We start from the raw sequence: 18,268 nt of genomic DNA, 5'->3' as shown, positions 1-18,268 counted from the left end.
GGCGGCCCGGCCCAGTGGCGGTCAGTCGTTGTCGGCGGGGAGGCCGATGATGCCGGCATCCGAGAAGTCGGTCGCGGCATCCGCTGCACCGTCGAACCCCGCGCTGTCGAACCCCGCACCGTCGAGCCCCGCGCTGTCGAGCTCAGCGGCACGGATCTCGTCCTGGAGCCCGCGCACGGCGGTGCGCAGGGCGCGTTCGGAGTCGAGGCCGCGAGCCTTCGCCGCGGAGACGATCGCGAGCAGCAGGGGGCCGAGCTCGTCCTCGCTCTCGAGCGGGAGCGGGAAGTCGGCGCCGTCCGCATCGAGCAGCCCGATCTTCTGGGCGCGCCCGAGCACCTTGTCAGCGAGGGCGAGAGCGGGCATGCCTTGCGGGATGCCGTCGAGTACGCTCGTGCGGCCGGGCTTCTCGGTGGCCTTGAAACCGTCCCAGGCCGCGGCGACGTCGTCCGCGGTCGCGAGGTCGAGGTCTCCGAAGACGTGCGGATGCCGGCCCTCGAGTTTCCGGGTGAGGCTCGCGGCGACATCCTGCAGGTCGAAGTCCTCGCCGGCGGTGTGCGCGGCGAGGTCGGCATGGAAGAGGACCTGGTAGAGCACGTCGCCGAGTTCCTCGAGGAGTTCCTCGCGGCCACCGGCCTCGATCGCCTCGACCAGCTCGTGGCTTTCCTCGAGCAGGTAGGGCACGAGGGAGGCGTGGGTCTGCTCCATGTCCCAGGGGCAGCCGCCGGGAGCGCGCAGCCGCGCGACCGTCCGGACGAGGACGTCGATCGGGGTATCGGTCCGCGGGTCGATCGGGGCGTCGATCGGGTTGGCGTCGGTCACGACTTCCTCCTGGGGTTGGGGTTCTGCGTGGTCGTCGGTGCAGCCTTGGGTGCGGCGCCCGGCGCAACGGGCTCCTCGATGGGACGGGGGAAGATCGCGGCGAGCAGGGAGCCGGCCCAGGCGATCAGGGCGGCGTCGCCGAGCGGTTCGTCGTTGATCCGCGGCATCGGCACCATGATGGCCCCGGTTGCGACGGTGTACCGCGAGCCGGGGTACATCCGCTTCAGGCGTACCTGCATCGAGTCGGCGAGGTCGGCAGAGGCGACCCGCAGGTTGGAGCCCATCGCGACGACCTCGCTCAGGCCGGCCTGCTGGGAGAGCCAGCGCAGCCGGGAGACCAGGATCAGGTTCTGCACCGGTTGCGGGGGTTCGCCGTAGCGGTCGGTGAGCTCCTCGAGCACGAGGTCGATCTGGTCCCTGGCCGCGGTCGGCGAGCTCGCCGCGGAGAGCTTCTGGTAGGCCTCGAGGCGGAGGCGCTCGCTGTCGACGTAGTCCTCGGGGATGTGCGCGTCGACGGGCAGCTCGAGCCGGAGCTCGGTCTGGCCCTCTGCGACGTCGCCGCGGAAGGCGCTCACCGCCTCGCCGATCATCCGCAGGTAGAGGTCGAAACCGACCCCGGCGATGTGCCCGGCCTGTTCGCCGCCGAGCAGGTTGCCTGCCCCGCGGATCTCGAGGTCTTTCAGGGCGACCTGCATGCCGGCGCCGAGCTCGTTGTTCGCGGCGATCGTGGAGAGCCGGTCGTGGGCGATCTCGGTGAGCGGCTTGTTCTCGTCGTAGAGGAAGTATGCGTACGCGCGCTCCCGGCCGCGGCCGACCCGGCCGCGCAGCTGGTGCAGCTGGCTCAGCCCGAACTTGTCCGCCCTGTCGATGATGATGGTGTTCGCGTTGGCGATGTCGAGGCCGGTCTCGATGATCGTCGTCGAGACGAGCACGTCGAACTTGCGCTCCCAGAAGTCGACGACGACCTGTTCGAGCTGCGCCTCGGGCAGCTGCCCGTGTGCGACGGCGATCCGGGCCTCCGGTACGAGTTCGGCGATGTGAGCGGCGATCCTGTTGATGCTCGACACCCGGTTGTGCACGACGAAGATCTGGCCTTCGCGGAGCAGCTCGCGCCGGATGGCCGCGGCGACCTGCCGGTCGGAGTACGGCCCGACGAACGTGAGGATCGGGTGCCGGTCCTCCGGCGGGGTCGCGAGGGTCGACATCTCGCGGATGCCCGTGACCGCCATCTCGAGGGTGCGCGGGATCGGCGTCGCGCTCATGGCGAGGATGTCGACGTTGGTCTTGAGCTTCTTGAGGGCGTCCTTGTGCTCGACGCCGAACCGCTGCTCCTCATCGATGATGACGAGGCCGAGGTCCTTGAAGATGATCGACCCGGTCAGGAGCCGGTGGGTGCCGATCACCAGGTCGACCGTGCCGTCGAGGATGCCGGCGACGGTCTCCCGGGATTCCTTCTCGGTCTGGAACCGGCTCAGGGCGCGGATGTGCACGGGGAACCCGGCGAATCGCTCCTGGAAGGTCTCCATGTGTTGGCGCACCAGCAGGGTCGTCGGCACCAGGATCGCGACCTGCTTGCCGTCCTGGATCGCCTTGAATGCTGCGCGCACGGCGACCTCGGTCTTGCCGAAGCCGACGTCGCCGGAGAGGAGCCGGTCCATCGGGATGGGCCGTTCCATGTCGGCCTTGACCTCGTCGATCGTCGTGAGCTGGTCGGGGGTCTCCGCGAACGGGAACGCCTCCTCGAGCTCGCGCTGCCAGGGCGTGTCGGGCCCGAAGGCATGGCCCTTGCTCGCCATCCGTGCCGAGTAGAGCTTGACGAGCTCGACGGCGATGTCCCGCACCGCGTGCCGGGCCTTCGACTTCGCGCTCGACCAGTCGCTGCCGCCCATCTTGCTGAGCGCGGGCGCCTCACCGCCGATGTACCGGCTGACGAGGTCGAGCTGGTCGGTGGGCACGAAGAGCTTGTCGCCGGGGTGCCCGCGCTTGGACGGTGCGTACTCGAGCACGAGGTACTCGCGCTTGGTCTTGACCGGGTTGCGGCCGCCGCTCGACACCTCGCGCTGGGTCAGTTCCACGAACCGGCCGATGCCGTGGGTCTGGTGCACGACGTGGTCGCCGGCCTTGAGCTGCAGCGGGTCGACGACGTTCTTGCGCCGGCTCGCGAGCTTCTTCACCTGGCGGGCGTCATAGCCGACCGTGCGTCCGTAGAACTCGGACTCGCTGACGAGGGTGAGCTTCGTCTCGGCGAGCTCGAAACCGTGGTCGACGGATGCCTTCAGCAGGTAGGCGATGCCGGGTTCCGGCTCTGACGGCCATTCGGTCACGATCCGGGCGGGGAGTTCGTGCTCGGCGAGCACCGCGGCGGCTCGTTCGACGAGCCCGGCACCCTGGGCGAGCACGCCGACGGTCCAGCCGTCCTTCATCCGGCTGCTGAGGTGCCCGATGGCGCCCTCGACGCTGCCCTGGAAACTGGGGACCGCCTCGCCCTCGACCCTGAGGGTGAGGAGGTCGTCGATTTCGCGGTGCTCTGGCAGGACCGGGGCATCCGTCGGGGCGGCCTGGAAGGAACTGAAAGTCCACCAGACGTGCGCGGAGGCCGGCGCGCCGGGAGCGGTGTGCGTGACCGAGTCGCGCAGCCGGCCGAGGGTGAGGAAGTCGCCGGACTCGAGGTCGATCGGGGCGTCTGCACCCGCGGTCGCTGCGCTCCAGGCCGCCCCGAGGAACTCGCGGTTCGTCTCGGCGAGGCTGATCGCCCTGCTGGCGACACGTTCGGGCGAGACCACGGCGACGGCGGCTTCGGCGGGGAGGTAGTGCGTGATCGGCACGAGCCGGTCGACGAGGGCGGGCGCGAGGCTCTCCATGCCCTCGACAGGGATACCCTCCGCGATCTTCGCGAGGAGGCCGGCGAGGCTGGGGAACTCGTGCTGCATCTCGCGGGCGCGCTGCCGCACGGCGGGGCTCAGCAGCAGCTCGCGGCTCGGCGGCAGACTCACCGAGGCGACCGGTTCTGGCAGGGAGCGCTGGTCGGCGACGGAGAAGGCGCGGATCTGTTCGACCTCGTCGCCGAAGAACTCGACGCGGGACGGATGCGGGGCGATCGAGGGGAACACGTCGAGGATGCCGCCGCGCACGGCGAACTCGCCGCGGCGGGTCACCATGTCGACGCGGGTGTACGCGAGTTCGACGAGCTGCACGGCGAGCGCGCCCAGGTCGTTGCCGCGGGCGCCGGCCGTGAGCACGATGGGCGCGAAGTCGGTGAGGTTGTCCGCGACGGGCTGCAGGGCTGCGCGCACGGATGCGATCACGATGAGCGGGCGGCGAAGGGCCGGGTCGGTCTCCTCCCACTCGCGCATCCGCCGCAGTGCGAAGAGCCGCTTGCCGACGATCTCGGCACTCGGGCTCAGCCGCTCGTGCGGGAGCGTCTCCCAGGCCGGGAAACCGATGATCTCGGCGTCTTCGGTGAAGCAGTCGAGGTTGTCGTGCAGGTATTCGGACTCACGCCCGGTGGCGGTGATGACCAGCAGGGCCGGGGCCTTGCCGAGCCGGGCGCGCTGTTCGAGGAGCGCGGCGAGCACGGGAGCCCTGAGGCCTTCGGTGAGCGAGAAGTCGGCGTCGCGGCCCGCGCACGCGAGGGCTCGGTCGAACGTGGAGGCGCGCGAAAGTGTGGCAATTACGCCGTGGAGGGTCACCCGGCAATTCTACGCAGCACCGCCGACAGTCGCCTTTCCGGTCGACAGTCGCCGCCACACCGGTGACTCTCGACCGGAACGGCGATTCTCGCGGTCGGGACGGTCACTGTCGCGGACGGTCACTGTCGCGGGCGGGTCAGGGCGCGTGGAACTTCTGCTGGGCGACGGTGACGCCCTCCGCCGCGATCAGCTGGATCGCATCCGCTGCGTCTTCGAGCAGGTTCGGCAGGGTCTCGCGCTCGACCTTGGAGAAGTCGTGCAACACGAAGTCGGCCGGCGCCTGGCGACCGGGCGGGCGGCCCAGGCCGAGGCGGATACGCACGAAGTCCTTCGTGCCGATGGCCGCGATGATGTCGCGGAGCCCGTTGTGGCCCCCGTGACCGCCGCCGACCTTGATCTTGAGCGTGTCGAATGGCAGGTCGAGCTCGTCGTGCACGACGATCAGGCGATCCGGTTCGAGCGAGTAGAACCGCAGCAGGGCGGCCACCGGTCCGCCGGACACGTTCATATAGGTGTTCGGCGTCGCGAGCACGAGCCCGGGGCCCCCGGGGAAACTGCGCCCGGAAGCAACCGTCGAGTTGGTCTTGTGGGTCTTGAAATTCGCCGACAGTCGGTCGGCGAGCACGGCGGTCACCATGTGGCCGACGTTGTGGCGGTTTCCGGCGTAGTCGGGCCCGGGGTTACCGAGCCCGACTACGAGCCAGAGATTCTCGTCCAGGGAAATCCTCCTTGTTCGACGAGATCAGGCAGAAAGCGTGAAGCGAATGCTACTCGGCGGGGGCTTCCTCGACAACGGCCTCGGCGTCGGCAACGGCCTCTTCCTCTTCCTCGGCCTCGGGCAGGTGCACGCTGATGACGACGGCGTCTGCATCGGAGATGAGCACGGCACCGTCGGGAAGGACGATCTCGCCGGCCTTGATCTGGGCACCCTCGTCGAGGCCATCGACGTTGACAACGATGTTCTGCGGGATGTTGGTCGCTTCGACCTCGAGCAGCAGGCTCTTGATGTCCAGGTCGATGACGTTTCCGGCGATGATCTCACCGGTCAGGTGCACGGCGACGTCAACCTGGACCTTTTCACCCTTGCGGATGACGATGAGGTCGAGGTGTTCGATGATCTGACGGACCGGGTCCTTCTGGACGTCCTTGACGAGGGTCAGGTGGGTCTCGCCGTTGACCTCGAGCTCGAGCACCGCGTTGGCGCGACGCAGGATCAGGCCGATCTGGTGGGACGGAAGTGCAACGTGCACCGGGTCGGTGCCGTGGCCGTAGATGACGGCCGGAATCTTGCCGAGCACGCGCAGCTTGCGGGCCGCACCCTTGCCGAACTTGGTGCGCAGGTCGGCATCGATCTTGTTGTCGATGACCTTTTTGTCCTTGGCCTCAGCCATGATGTGTCTCCTTGTCAGGCCTCTACGGCCCAGATCAGTTGCGCAGCCGATGGCCGCGCGTATGGGTGCTGGTTCAACTCGAACGCGTGTCGCGTGAGGAAAGGCCGTGAAGCATTTCGCCGCGTCGATAACGGATGCCGAGCGTGCGTGACACGCCTGGCAGCCCTCGCCGAAGTTCAACTGCTAAGCCTAGCGGAGTGTGCGGGAACCTTGCACCAGCATCCGCCCGCCCCCGTCGGGCAGGTGCCCAGCCCGACCGACTAACCTTGAACATGGTTCTAGACCAACCATTTTGAAGGAGCGAACGTGACCGAAACCGGTACAGCACAGGCAAATATTGGCGTCGTCGGACTGGCGGTGATGGGCTCGAATCTCGCCCGCAACCTCGCCAGCCGGGAGGGGAACACCGTCGCGGTCTACAACCGCTCGTACGTGCGCACCCAGACCCTCATGACGGAACACCCCGAGGCCGGCTTCGTCGCCTCGGAGACCATCGAGGACTTCGTCGCGTCGCTGAGCCGCCCGCGCACCGCCATCATCATGGTCCAGGCCGGAAAGGGCACGGACGCGGTCATCAGCCAGCTCGCCGAGCTGTTCGAGCCCGGCGACATCATCGTCGACGGCGGCAACGCGGACTTCCACGACACCATCCGCCGCGAAAAGGCGATCAGCGCGACCGGCATCAACTTCGTCGGCGCCGGCATCTCCGGCGGCGAAGAGGGCGCGCTCAAGGGCCCGAGCATCATGCCCGGCGGCTCCGCGCTCGCCTACGAGACCCTCGGCCCGATCCTCGAGTCGATCGCCGCCGTCGTCGACGGCGTGCCGTGCGTCACCCACATCGGCACCGACGGCGCAGGCCACTTCGTCAAGATGGTGCACAACGGCATCGAATACGCCGACATGCAGCTCATCGCCGAGGCGTACGACCTGCTCCGTCATGTGACCGGCCACTCCCCCGCCGCCATCGCCGACGTGTTCACCGAGTGGAACAAGGGCGACCTCGAGAGCTACCTGATCGAGATCACCGCCGAGGTGCTCCGCCAGGTCGACGCCGAGACCGGACTGCCGTTCATCGACATCGTCCTCGACGAGGCCGGCTCCAAGGGAACCGGCGTCTGGACCGTGCAGAACGCGCTCGACCTCGGCGTGCCCGTCGCCGGAATCGCGGAGGCCGTGTTCGCCCGCGCCGTGTCGAGCCACCCCGAGCAGCGCGGACCGGTGCGCGCCTCGATCAGCGCCCGCCCCGAGATCGCCGTCGTCGGCCACACCTTCGTCGACGACGTGCGCCAGGCGCTCTACGCGTCGAAGGTCGTCGCGTACGCGCAGGGCTTCGACGAGATCATCGCCGGTGCCGCCAAGTACAACTGGAGCATCGACAAGGGCGCCGTCGCCACGATCTGGCGCGGCGGCTGCATCATCCGCGCCCAGTTCCTGAACCGCATCGTGGATGCCTACGCGAACGACCCGTCGATCCCGACGCTGCTCGTCGACCCGTTCTTCGCCGCGGCCGTCGCCGCCGGCGAGTCGGCCTGGCGTCGCGTCGTCTCGACCGCTGCGCTTTCGGGCATCCCGGTTCCCGGCTTCGCCTCGGCCCTGAGCTACTTCGACTCGCTCGCCGCGGAACGTCTGCCCGCCGCCCTCGTGCAGGGCCAGCGCGACTTCTTCGGAGCGCACACATACAAGCGCGTCGACAAGCCCGGCGTGTTCCACACCCTGTGGTCGGGCGACCGCACCGAAATCGCCACGGAGGCCTCCACTCACTAGTCGCGGCATCCACCTCTCTCCGCGAGAGCGTAAAAAGTGCCCCTTCCCGCTGCGGGAAGGGGCACTTTTTACGCTCTCGCGGAGAATGGGAGCGCAATTTGCGATACTGGACCCCACGATGAACGACGACGACGGTAGCGAGCAGCACGAGTACCCCGAGCTCGCCGGGTATGAGCCGCACGACAGCGCGCGGCCGCTGCGCAGCAGGCGGATGCTGCTGGTGATGCGCCTCGCCGTCGTGCTCGGGCTCGTGACGCTGATCGTGCCGGGGATCCTCACGTCGATGCAGATCGCATCCGTCACAGCCACGAACGCGTGCTCCGTTGCGGTCGCTCACTACTACCCGCTCGCGGAGGGGTCCACCGCGCGCTTCGACCTGGCCGGGCCCGGCGGGTTCGGCTGGCAGTGTTACGCGATCGACGTGCACGAGCGGGAGACCTGGGTGATCTCGCTCGGCCTGATCCCCCGCGCGCCGGGGTTCGGCCCACCGGTCGTGCCGGCCTAGGCATCCGCTGCCCGTGCGCGCCCCACAGGGTGTCGCGGCGGTTAACGACGGATGCCCCGCTCGGGTGAGCGGGGCATCCGTCGGTCGGGGCAGCGTGGGTTACGCGGCGCCCTCGAACATCGACGTGACGGATCCCTCGTCGAAGACCTCGTGGATCGCGCGGGCCAGAAGCGGGGCGATCGGCAGAACGGTCAGGGTCGGGAAGCGCTTCTCCGGGGGGATCGGCAGGGTGTCGGTGACGACGACCTCGGTGATCGCCGGGTTCTGCAGCAGCTCGAGCGCGGGGTGGCTGAACACGGCGTGGGTCGCGGCGACGACGACGCCGATCGCTCCGGCGGCACGCAGTGCCTCGGCGGCGAGGACGATGGTGCGTCCGGTGTCGATCATGTCGTCGACAAGCAGGCAGACGCGACCGGAGACCTGACCGACGATCTCGTGCACGGAGACGCGGTTCGGCACCAGCGGGTCACGGCGCTTGTGGATGATCGCCAGGGGGGCGCCGAGCTTGTCGCTCCAGATGTCGGCGACGCGGACGCGGCCCATGTCGGGCGACACCACGGTCAGCGTTGCGGGGTCGAGCTTCTCCTGGAAGTGCTCGAGCAGCACCGGCATCGCGAAGAGGTGGTCGACGGGGCCGTCGAAGAAGCCCTGGATCTGGGCGGCGTGCAGGTCGATCGACATAATGCGGTCGGCGCCGGCGACCTTGAACAGGTCGGCGACGAGGCGGGCCGATACCGGCTCGCGGCCGCGGCCCTTCTTGTCCTGGCGGGCGTAAGGGTAGAACGGCGCAACAACCGTGATGCGCTTGGCGGAGGCCCGCTTGAGCGCGTCGACCATGATGAGCTGTTCCATCAGCCATTCATTGATCGGGTTGGTGTGCGACTGGATCACAAAGGTGTCACTGCCGCGCACGCTCTCGTCGAAACGGGCGTAGATCTCGCCGTTCGCGAAGGTACGTGCGTCGGTGTGCACGAGTTCGGTACCGAGCTCCTTGGCGATGTCCAGTGCCAGTTGCGGGTGTGCTCGCCCCGAAACCAATACAAGTCGTTTCTCGCCGCTGGCATTGATTCCAGGCACCTAGTCTCCGCTCTTAGCCGCGGCTTCCGCCGCGTCGGTTCCCGGGCGGTTGGTCTGAACCCAGCCGTCCATATTGCGTTGTGGGGCCACGGTGAGAGCCAAAGCTCCGGCCGGCACGTCCTTGCGGACGATGGTACCGGCACCGGTGTAAGCCCCGTCCCCAATCCTAACGGGCGCGACGAAGACGTTGTGCGACCCGGTGCGCACATGCGACCCCACGACGCTCGGCGATTTCGTCACGCCGTTGTAGTTCGCGAAGATCGTCCCCGCCCCGATGTTGGAGTGCACACCGACCGTCGCGTCGCCGACGTAGCTCAGGTGCGGCACCTTGCTGCCCTCGCCGATGACGGCGTTCTTGGTCTCGACAAAGGTGCCGATCTTGCCGTCCGCGCCGAGAATCGTGCCGGGCCGCAGGTACGAGAACGGGCCGACGGATGCGCCGGCACCGATCACCGCGAGGGTCGCGTCCGTGCGCTTCACCTCGGCGTTCGCGCCGATCTCGCAGTCCACGAGGGTCGTGTCCGGTCCGACGACGGCGCCGGTCTCGATGACCGTCGCCCCGAGGATCTGGGTGCCCGGCTTGATCGTGACGTCGGGCGCGATCGTGACGGCGAGGTCGATCCAGGTCGTCGCAGGGTCCTGCACGGTCACGCCGGCGAGCTGCCAGCCGCGCACGATGAGCGCATTGAGCTGCCGGGCGGACTCGGCGAGCTGGGCCCGGTCGTTGATGCCGGCCACGAGCCAGGCATCCGCTACCGGAACGGCGCGCACATCGGAGCCGGACTCGCGGAGCAGGCCGATCACGTCGGTGAGGTACTTCTCGCCCTGGACGTTCTCAGTCGTGATGCGGGCGAGCTGCGCACGCAGTTCGGTGATGCCGAAGACGTAGACGCCGGCGTTCGTCTCCGTGATCAGGCGTTCCTCGGGGCTGGCGTCCTTCTGTTCCACGATGCGGTCGAAGGCTCCGGCTTCGTCGCGCACGATGCGGCCGTAGCCGGTGGAGTCGTCGGGGAAGGCGGACAGCACGGTCGCCGCGACGGCGCGTTCGCGGTGCGCGGTGATGAAGCTCGCGAGGGTCGCCGCGTTCAGGAGGGGAACGTCGCCGCTGACGACGAGCACGTCGCCCTCGAAGTCGGCGGGCAGGGCCTCGATGGCCTGCTCGACGGCCCGGCCGGTTCCCGGGACCTCGTCCTGGTCGACGACGATGCTCTCGGGCAGGTCGGCCTCGACGATGTCGACGAGCCGGTCGCGTTCGTGGCGCACGACGGTCACGACGTGCGCGGCGTTCAACGCGGATGCCGTCGCGAGCACGTGGCTGAGGATGGGCAGCCCGGCGAGGGGGTGCAACAGCTTGGGAGTCGCGGATTTCATCCGGGTGCCCTGGCCTGCGGCCAGGACGACGATGGCGAGACGGGAATCGGTCACGGGGTCCTCGTGCTTCTGTGTTGCCGGCCGGGAAGACCGGGTGCGGGCGCCACTGGAATGCAGCACTGGTAATGATCTACGGCTCCGCCGCCAGGACTCGAACCTGGACCTAACAGCTCCAAAGGCTGTCGTGCTGCCATTACACCACGGCGGAATTCGCCGGCCGGAGCCGACCAACGCTGATAAGTCTGCCAGAAGTATCGGCTGCGGCGCGCAGCCGGGCGTACCGATGACCCGTGCTGTGCAGGCGGATGCCCCGGCTGGCCGGATAATAGGACGATGCCCGGCAATGACGAAGTAGACCGCATCGTGGATGCCTGGCTGCGCGAGCGGCCGGACCTCGATTTCGCCCCGTTGCAGGTGCTCAGCCGGGTCGGTCGCCTCGCCAAGCACCTTGACCGGGCCAGGCGCACCGCGTTCTCCCGCTCCGAACTGGAGTCGTGGGAGTTCGACGTGCTGTCGGCGCTCCGCCGCGAGGGCGCACCGTACGAACTCAGCCCCAAGGCGCTGCTGCAACAGACGCTCGTGTCGAGCGGAACCATGACGAACCGGATCGACCGGCTCGTCGAGCGCGGCCTCGTCACCCGGCGCACCGACCCCAACGACGGCCGCGGCATCTTCGTCGTGATGAACCCCGACGGGCTGATCCGGGTCGATGCCGCGATCACCCGCCTCGTCGACGCCGAGGCCGAGCTGCTCGCGACGCTCACGGCCAGCGAACGCGAACGCCTCGCCTCCCTGCTGCGCAAGCTCAGCCTTGACTTCGACTGAGCTCGCGCGCACCGCAAGAATCGCGGCGGAGCCCTGACCGGGGTCGACGGCGTCAGAGCACGGACTTGGGGAAGCTTTTCCACGCCGACCGGAACCGGCTCTCGAGGTGCGCACCCCGGAACTGTTCGGTCGCGTGGAGGCGGCCGTACGTGAACGAGTTCTCATTGTCGATGAAGGCGCGCATGCCGAGGGTGAGCAGCACCCCGCGGGCGACGACGCTGTCGTGGTGCTCGCCGAGGATGTCCTGGACCAGTCGGGCGGCGGCCACAAGCCTGGCCGCACGTTTCGGACTCAGGATGAGCGCAGACTCCGTCGTATACCGCAGGCGCTTGGCGATCTTGCGCACCTCGTGCAGGGCTGCGTCGTGATCGGGGCCCTGCGGCACGGCGCGAGCGTCGCGAACGGCCTTGCGCAGTCGGGCGCCATCACGCTTGACGAGACCAGGTACCACCGACTTGGCCGACTTCTTCGCGAGCGCGGTGAACGGCGGCTCCGCGATGAGGGCGTCGAGTGCGTCGAGCAGCCGGAAGTAGCGTGGGCTGTCGAGCACGACATCCGCCGCCTGCTGCGCCGTGGCGAGGTCGGCCGCGAAGTGCGCGTCCAGGCGCTTCCTGACGTGCCCGACCACGAGCTTCGCCGGCTCGGACGAGAGCGACCTGGCGAGGTTGTGGTGCAGGACCTCGTTGTCGCGGGCGGCGCCGAGCACACGGGCGATCCACTGGAGTTCGTCCCCGAGGGTGTTGGCCAGCCCGTTCGGAAGCAGGTCGCGATAGGTGGCCAGCACCGAGCGCATCCGCCGGGTCGCGACCCGCATCTGGTGCACGGCTTCGGCGTCGTCGCGCCTCACGAGCGGGTCCTGGTGGACGAGTACCCGCATCTGGGCGTCGAGGTAGGCGAGCAGCAGGGCCCCCGTCGTACTCGACCGGGTCGGCGTCGCCGGTGGGGCCGGCGGGGCTGCGGGAATGCGGTCGCCGAGGGCACGGCCGAGCTTCGAGGGGTAGCCTGCGCGACGGACTCCCCCGGCGGCGAAGGCCTCCGCGACGGCGTCGAGCAGCTCGGGGGCGCCGTCGACGAGTTCGATCTCCCATTCCCGCCATTCCTGGCGGAGCGGGTCGACACCGAGGCGGTCGGCCAGGACACTGTCGTCGCAGACCTCGGCGAGCACGGCGCCGTTGTCCCCGCGCAGCACGTGCACGATCCGGTGGTTGCGGAGCCGCACGACGGGCACGAGCACCCGGTCGCGCACGAGGACGCGAACCCGCTGCTGGAGGCCGGCCGGCACGAGCTCGGGGTCGCTGCCGAGGGGTTCGTGCACCTCGCGGCGTTCGTCGGGGCCGCGACCGTCGACGCCGGACGGGAGCTTGAGGTGCCAGCCGGCGTCGTCCCCGCCGGTGCGGCGCCGCAGTGTGATCCGGTGCGCGGCAAGGGTGAGGTCGGCCGTGTCGAAGTAGACGGCGTCGAGCGACTGGTCGACAGGGGCATCCACCCAGGTCACGCCGGGGAGCTCATGCAGCGGCGGGAGAACGGATGCCGCGTCGACGTCGTATTTGCGCTCAACCTCGGAAAAATCCACGGCATTCATGCCCGACAGTGTACGCCCGGGCGCCTCCCGGCCCGCGCCACACGCGGCTAGACGGTGGGCTTGACCGCCTTGACGATGGCGCCGTGCATGTCGGGGGCGACCTCGTGGGTGTAGTCGACGCTGATCCCGGTGAATCCCGCCCCGGCCAGGGTGTCGAGGTACTCCCGGTGGGAGAGCGCGCCGGCGATACAGCCGGCGTAGCTGCCGCGCTCGATGCGGTCCTGCTCGCTGAGGTGGTCCTCCGCGACGACGTCGGAGATCCCGAGCCGCCCGCTGGGCTTGAGGACCCGGAACATCTCCGTGATGACGGCGGTCTTGTCGGCGGAGAGGTTGATCACACAATTGGAGATGATGACGTCGACGGATGCGTCGGGCAGCGGGATCTCCTCGATCCGGCCCTTGATGAATTCGACGTTCGTGGCGCCGGCCTTGTCCGCGTTGGCCCGGGCGAGGGACAGCATCTCGTCGGTCATGTCGAGGCCGTATGCAAAACCGGTGGGGCCGACCCGCCGCGCGGAGAGGAGCACGTCGATGCCGCCTCCGGAGCCGAGGTCGAGCACGGTTTCGCCGGCGCGCAGGTCGGCGACCGCCGTGGGGTTGCCGCAGCCGAGGCTCGCCAGCAGCGCTTCCTCGGGCACTTCGGACCCCTCCCCGCCCGTATAGAGGACCGATCCGAAGACGTCGCCGTTCCCGAGGTCGGTGGGAACGCAGCACGAGCCGGATGCAGCCGACACGTCGGTGAGCTGCAGCGCCGCGGCGGCGTAGCGTTCGCGGACGAGCTCGGTGATGTCTGTCTTTTCAGTCATGGGTGGTTCCTTCCTTCGGATGATCGCTGCGAGGTCATGCGCTGGTCAGCAGCCGCGCGACCGAGTCGAGCGCGCCGGGTACGAGCGCAAAATGGGCCCAGTTGCCGCGCTGGGTGCGGCTGAGGAATCCGGCGTCGGTCAGGACTTTGAGGTGGTGGGACACAGTGGGCTGGCTCAGCCCGACCGGTGCCGTCAGGTCGCAGGCGCAGGCTTCCTGACCTTCGGATGCGGCCACGATCGAGATCAGGCGCAGCCGGGTCGGGTCCGCGAGGGCCTTGAGCGAGCGCGCGAGGTCAACGGCATCCGCCGCGGCGAGCGTCTCGCGCGTGAGCGGCGCGCAGCACGCGCCACGCGAGGCGATGGGGAGCAGGGAGGTGATCGACATGGGCCCAGCATAGTCGCGTATTGACACTTGTCGATATAGAGGGTCATACTGGGGGTATCGATGAATGTCGATATAGTGAATTGAGGAGTACGAGATGGCTGCCATTCGAATCTACGAGCCGGCCCTGTGTTGCGAGTCCGGGGTCTGCGGAACCGACACCGACGCATCCCTGGTCACCGTGACCGCCGACGTGCGCCGGCTCAAGGACCTGGGCGCCGACATCGAACGCCACAACCTCGCCACCGACCCGACCGCCTTCACCACCGACGAGACGGTCCGCGGCTTCATGCACACCGTGGGCTCGAAGGGCCTCCCCCTGACCGTCGTCGACGGCGTCACCGTCGCGACCGGCACCTATCCGAGCCGCGACGAACTGCTCGGCTTCGCCGGCCTCGGTGACTCGTCCAACGTCGCGTCGAAGGTCGCGTCGACGGTCGCGTCGCAGGTCGAGCCGGCCCGGTCCGAGCTGGGCCTCACCGCAAAATCGGGCGGATGCTGCGGCGGCGCCTCCGGCTGCTGCTAAGCCGCCCCGATGCGATTCCTTGAGGACCCACCCCGCTTCCTGTTCTTCACCGGCAAGGGCGGCGTCGGAAAGACCTCGGTCGCCTGCGCCACCGCCCTCGACCTCGCCGGCCGGGGCAGGAAGGTGCTGCTGGTCAGCACCGACCCCGCCTCCAACGTCGGCCAGGTATTCGGCCTGACGATCGGCAACACGGTCACTCCCCTCGCGAGTGTGCCCGGCCTCTCCGCCCTCGAGATCGACCCGGAACAGGCCGCAGCGGCCTACCGGGAGCGCATCGTCGCGCCCGTGCGCGGCCTGCTTCCGGAGGACGAACTCGCTGGCATCATCGAGGGCCTGTCCGGTTCCTGCACGACCGAGATCGCGTCCTTCGACGAATTCACCGGCCTGCTCGCCGACGAAGCCGTCTTCGGGCAGTACGACCACATCGTCTTCGACACGGCACCGACCGGGCACACCATCCGCCTGCTGCAGCTGCCGGGCTCCTGGACCGACTTTCTCGAGGCCGGCAAAGGCGACCCGTCCTGCCTCGGCCCGCTCTCGGGGCTCGACAAGCACCGTTCGATGTACGCCGCCGCTGTCGCCGCGCTGACCGACCCGGCGCGTACGCGACTGGTCCTCGTCGCCCGGGCGCAGGCATCCTCGCTGGCCGAAATCGAACGCACCTACCTCGAGCTGAATCAGATCGGCATCGTCGGCGGTTTCGTCGTCGTCAACGGACTGCTGCCCGCTGCCGCCGGCGACGAGGACCTCACCCGGGCCGTCCGCGCCCGCGAGGGAGCCGCGCTGGCCGCCATGCCCGCCGCTCTCTCCCGCCTCCCGCTGGACGTGCTCGAGCTCAAGGCCGCCAACATGGTCGGCATCCCGGCGCTGCAGTCTCTCTTCTCGGCGAGCGCCGGGACGGGCGAATCCGACGAGATCGTTGAGGCCGGGGAACCCCTCCCCGACGCCCCGCTCGCGGCCCTCGTGGATGCGATCGAACGGGACGACCACGGCCTGGTGCTCTGCATGGGGAAGGGCGGGGTGGGCAAGACCACGATCGCCGCGGCCATCGCGGTCGCACTCGCCGAACGCGGCCACGCCGTGCACCTCACCACCACCGACCCCGCCGCTCACCTCACCGAGACCCTGCACGGCAGCGTGCCCGGGCTCGCGGTGTCCCGTATCGACCCGGCCTTGGCCGTGCAGACGTATCGCGACCACGTGATGGCCACCAAGGGCACGGCCCTGGACGCGGAGGGTCGCGCGGCACTGGCCGAGGACCTCCTCTCCCCCTGCACCGAGGAAGTCGCCGTCTTCCAGCAGTTCTCCCGGGTCGTCCATGAGTCGCGCCGGAAATTCGTCGTCGTCGACACCGCCCCGACCGGGCACACGCTCCTCCTGCTGGATGCGACCGGTTCCTATCACCGCGAAATGGCGCGGCAGATCGGCGACTCGCTTCCGTTCACGACACCATTGATGCGTCTGCAGGACCCGGCCCTGACCAAGGTCATTCTGGTTACCCTCGCGGAGACGACCCCGGTGCTCGAGGCCGAAGGTCTGCAGGACGACCTCGAACGTGCCGGCATCCACCCGTGGGCCTGGGTCGTCAACGCCTCCCTGGCCGCGGCCCGCCCGGCGTCACCGTTCCTTCGAGCACGCGCTTCGAGCGAGGTCGAACAGATCGACCGGGTGCGTCTCCTCGCGGATCGAATGGCCATCGTCGCCCTCCTGCCGGCGGAGCCCATCGGAAAGGAGAAGCTGGCGGCACTGACCGCGCACTCAGCCCCCAACCGGCACGGTGACCGTGAATCGACATTCGTCGATAGAGTGGGAACGCGTCATATCGACGTTCGTCTATTCATTTTCTGATGGTGCGGAGCCCCATGCCCTTCCCTGAAACCCCGACCGTTCCATCCGTCGCCACCCCGATCACCGCTCCGGCCCGTCTCGGGTTCACCGACCGGCTCCTCCCGGTCTGGATTCTCGCGGCGATGGGTTTCGGCCTCCTGCTCGCGGTCGCCGCCCCCGGCATCGGCACGCTGCTCGGCGCGTTCACGATCGGCTCGGTCAGCGTGCCGATCGCCATCGGCCTGCTCGTGATGATGTATCCGGTGCTCGCGAAGGTGCGGTATTCGGATGCCCGCGCCGTGGCCGGCGATAAGCGCCTTCTGGTCTCGTCGCTCGTGATGAACTGGCTCGTCGGGCCCGCGCTGATGTTCACGCTCGCCTGGATCTTCCTGCCCGACCTGCCCGAGTACCGCACCGGGCTGATCATCGTCGGCCTCGCCCGCTGCATCGCGATGGTGCTGATCTGGAACGAACTAGCCTGCGGGGACCGCGAGGCCGCCGCCTTCCTCGTCGCCATCAACTCCGTCTTCCAGGTCTTCGCCTTCGCGGCGCTCGGCTGGTTCTACCTGCAGATCCTTCCGGCCTGGCTCGGCCTGTCCACCACGAGCGCGGACTTCTCGATCTGGGCCATCACGGCGAGCGTGCTCGTGTTCCTCGGCATCCCGCTCCTGGCCGGATACCTGTCCCGCCGGGTGGGCGAGGCCACCCGCGGCCGGGACTGGTACGAGGCCCGGTTCCTGCCGAAGGTCGGGCCGTTCGCCCTCTACGGGCTCCTCTTCACGATCGTGCTCCTGTTCGCCCTGCAGGGCAGGCAGGTCATCGACCGGCCGCAGGACGTCGCCCGCATCGCCCTGCCGCTCCTCGTCTACTTCCTTGTGACGTTCCTCACCGGCTTCCTGCTCGGGAAGCTCATCGGCCTGCCGTACGAGCGCACCGCGACCCTCGCCTTCACTGCGGCGGGCAACAACTTCGAGCTCGCGATCGCGGTCGCGATCGGCACCTTCGGTGCCGGCAGCGGTCAGGCCCTCGCGGGCATCGTTGGCCCGTTGATCGAGGTCCCCGTCCTCGTCGCCCTCGTCTACGTGGCGCTCTGGCTCCGGCCCCGCCTGTTCCCGGCGCCGCGCAGCTAGCGCTCAACCACGACGAATCCCGCCAAGAGCGCAGGCCGAAGTGGCCACCCGAGCAGCGGCACCCGTCGAGGCCGTCGGCTTAGACGCTCGCGGGCAGGAGCTCGGCGAGGAGGGCCTCGACGCGCGCCTTGATGTCGTCGCGGATCGGGCGCACCTCGTCGATGCTCTTGCCCTTGGGGTCGACGAGCTCCCAGTCCTCGTAACGCTTGCCGGGGAAGATCGGGCAGACGTCGCCGCAGCCCATGGTGATGACGACGTCGGACTCGCGCACCTGCTCGGTGGTCATCAGCTGCGGAACGGCCTGGGAGATGTCGATGCCCTCTTCGCTCATGGCCTGGATCGCCATCGAATTGATCTGGTCACCCGGCTCCGAGCCGCCGGAGCGCACCTCGACGGCGCCGCCGGACAGGGCGCGCATATAGCCGGCGGCCATCTGCGAGCGACCGGCATTGTGGATGCAGACGAACAGGACGGTGGGCTTCTCAGACACGGGGGTTCCTCACTCTCGATGTCCTCAAAGTATAGACGTTTGTCTATGCTTTGAGAATCCCCCATCGTTTCTTTACCCGGCCGG

Annotated in this window: 16 protein-coding genes and 1 tRNA gene; 6 read left to right on the top strand and 11 right to left on the bottom strand. The window is 68.8% G+C overall.

All coding sequences use genetic code 11. From position 1 onward, the window contains the following. Positions 1 to 21: 21 nt before the first annotated feature. From RHM57_RS03380 to RHM57_RS03365, 4 genes are all read right to left on the bottom strand, one after another. A complete protein-coding gene (locus RHM57_RS03380; RefSeq protein ID WP_322140702.1) occupies positions 22 to 819 on the bottom strand; it encodes a MazG family protein in 798 nt (265 codons plus the stop codon). Beyond that, positions 816 to 4,508, bottom strand: coding sequence for a transcription-repair coupling factor (mfd, locus tag RHM57_RS03375; RefSeq protein WP_322140701.1), 3,693 nt, complete (start codon positions 4,506 to 4,508; stop codon positions 816 to 818). Before mfd ends, RHM57_RS03380 begins: the two co-directional genes overlap by 4 nt. A gap of 136 nt (positions 4,509 to 4,644) precedes the next feature. Then, positions 4,645 to 5,226: an aminoacyl-tRNA hydrolase gene (pth, locus tag RHM57_RS03370; protein WP_134448262.1), complete on the bottom strand. Its 582-nt coding sequence runs from the start codon at positions 5,224 to 5,226 to the stop codon at positions 4,645 to 4,647. 49 nt (positions 5,227 to 5,275) lie between these two features. After that, positions 5,276 to 5,899: a 50S ribosomal protein L25/general stress protein Ctc gene (locus tag RHM57_RS03365; protein WP_322189590.1), complete on the bottom strand. Its 624-nt coding sequence runs from the start codon at positions 5,897 to 5,899 to the stop codon at positions 5,276 to 5,278. Between the two features lie 360 nt (positions 5,900 to 6,259). On the opposite strand from RHM57_RS03365, the gene gndA reads away from it, so the two are divergent. Both gndA and RHM57_RS03355 read left to right on the top strand, forming a co-directional pair. Then, entirely contained in the window at positions 6,260 to 7,663 is a 1,404-nt protein-coding gene (gndA, locus tag RHM57_RS03360) for an NADP-dependent phosphogluconate dehydrogenase (protein WP_241975212.1), read from the top strand. 118 nt (positions 7,664 to 7,781) lie between these two features. Then, positions 7,782 to 8,168, top strand: a complete 387-nt coding sequence (locus tag RHM57_RS03355) for a hypothetical protein (protein ID WP_322136232.1) — start codon at positions 7,782 to 7,784, stop codon at positions 8,166 to 8,168. Positions 8,169 to 8,267: 99 nt separating this feature from the next. Here the strand turns inward: RHM57_RS03355 and RHM57_RS03350 are convergent, their stop codons facing one another. From RHM57_RS03350 to RHM57_RS03340, 3 genes are all read right to left on the bottom strand, one after another. Continuing rightward, entirely contained in the window at positions 8,268 to 9,245 is a 978-nt protein-coding gene (locus RHM57_RS03350) for a ribose-phosphate diphosphokinase (protein ID WP_134448255.1), read from the bottom strand. Then, positions 9,246 to 10,670: a bifunctional UDP-N-acetylglucosamine diphosphorylase/glucosamine-1-phosphate N-acetyltransferase GlmU gene (gene glmU, locus RHM57_RS03345; protein ID WP_134448253.1), complete on the bottom strand. Its 1,425-nt coding sequence runs from the start codon at positions 10,668 to 10,670 to the stop codon at positions 9,246 to 9,248. It abuts the gene before it with no gap. An 82-nt stretch (positions 10,671 to 10,752) separates the two neighbouring features. Further along, a tRNA-Gln gene (locus RHM57_RS03340) sits at positions 10,753 to 10,824 on the bottom strand. A gap of 125 nt (positions 10,825 to 10,949) precedes the next feature. Between RHM57_RS03340 and RHM57_RS03335 the strand changes: the two genes are divergently transcribed. Beyond that, entirely contained in the window at positions 10,950 to 11,441 is a 492-nt protein-coding gene (locus RHM57_RS03335; RefSeq protein WP_134448251.1) for a MarR family winged helix-turn-helix transcriptional regulator, read from the top strand. A gap of 52 nt (positions 11,442 to 11,493) precedes the next feature. On the opposite strand, the gene RHM57_RS03330 is transcribed toward RHM57_RS03335, so the two are convergent. From RHM57_RS03330 to RHM57_RS03320, 3 genes are read right to left on the bottom strand one after another with little or no spacing between them, the layout of a single operon-like run. Further along, positions 11,494 to 13,023 (bottom strand): CYTH and CHAD domain-containing protein, encoded by a 1,530-nt coding sequence (locus RHM57_RS03330; RefSeq protein ID WP_134558197.1) that lies wholly within the window; start codon positions 13,021 to 13,023, stop codon positions 11,494 to 11,496. Positions 13,024 to 13,070: 47 nt separating this feature from the next. After that, on the bottom strand, positions 13,071 to 13,829 hold the full coding sequence (gene arsM, locus RHM57_RS03325) for an arsenite methyltransferase (RefSeq protein ID WP_134563956.1): 759 nt from the start codon (positions 13,827 to 13,829) through the stop codon (positions 13,071 to 13,073). A gap of 34 nt (positions 13,830 to 13,863) precedes the next feature. Beyond that, a complete protein-coding gene (locus tag RHM57_RS03320; protein WP_134448245.1) occupies positions 13,864 to 14,214 on the bottom strand; it encodes an ArsR/SmtB family transcription factor in 351 nt (116 codons plus the stop codon). Between the two features lie 94 nt (positions 14,215 to 14,308). Here RHM57_RS03320 and arsD point away from each other — a divergent pair, with 94 nt between their 5' ends. The 3 genes from arsD to arsB are packed head-to-tail and all read left to right on the top strand — an operon-like array spanning position 14,309 to position 17,694. Continuing rightward, the gene (gene arsD, locus RHM57_RS03315) at positions 14,309 to 14,737 is read left to right on the top strand and encodes an arsenite efflux transporter metallochaperone ArsD (RefSeq protein ID WP_134448243.1); all 429 of its coding nucleotides are present in this window, start codon (positions 14,309 to 14,311) and stop codon (positions 14,735 to 14,737) included. Positions 14,738 to 14,746: 9 nt separating this feature from the next. After that, positions 14,747 to 16,585 carry an arsenical pump-driving ATPase gene (gene arsA, locus RHM57_RS03310; protein WP_322189589.1) on the top strand — a complete coding sequence of 613 codons (1,839 nt, stop codon included), beginning with the start codon at positions 14,747 to 14,749 and terminating at the stop codon, positions 16,583 to 16,585. Positions 16,586 to 16,599: 14 nt separating this feature from the next. Then, complete coding sequence (arsB, locus tag RHM57_RS03305) at positions 16,600 to 17,694, top strand: ACR3 family arsenite efflux transporter (RefSeq protein ID WP_134558193.1); 1,095 nt, start codon at positions 16,600 to 16,602, stop codon at positions 17,692 to 17,694. A gap of 79 nt (positions 17,695 to 17,773) precedes the next feature. Here arsB and RHM57_RS03300 read toward each other — a convergent pair whose 3' ends face one another. Continuing rightward, positions 17,774 to 18,184, bottom strand: a complete 411-nt coding sequence (locus RHM57_RS03300) for an arsenate reductase ArsC (protein WP_322136237.1) — start codon at positions 18,182 to 18,184, stop codon at positions 17,774 to 17,776. Positions 18,185 to 18,268 lie beyond the last annotated feature (84 nt).

Source organism: Cryobacterium sp. 10S3, from assembly GCF_034344045.1.
Lineage (GTDB): Bacteria > Actinomycetota > Actinomycetes > Actinomycetales > Microbacteriaceae > Cryobacterium > Cryobacterium glucosi.
This window is presented reverse-complemented; position numbering and strand designations above follow the sequence as displayed.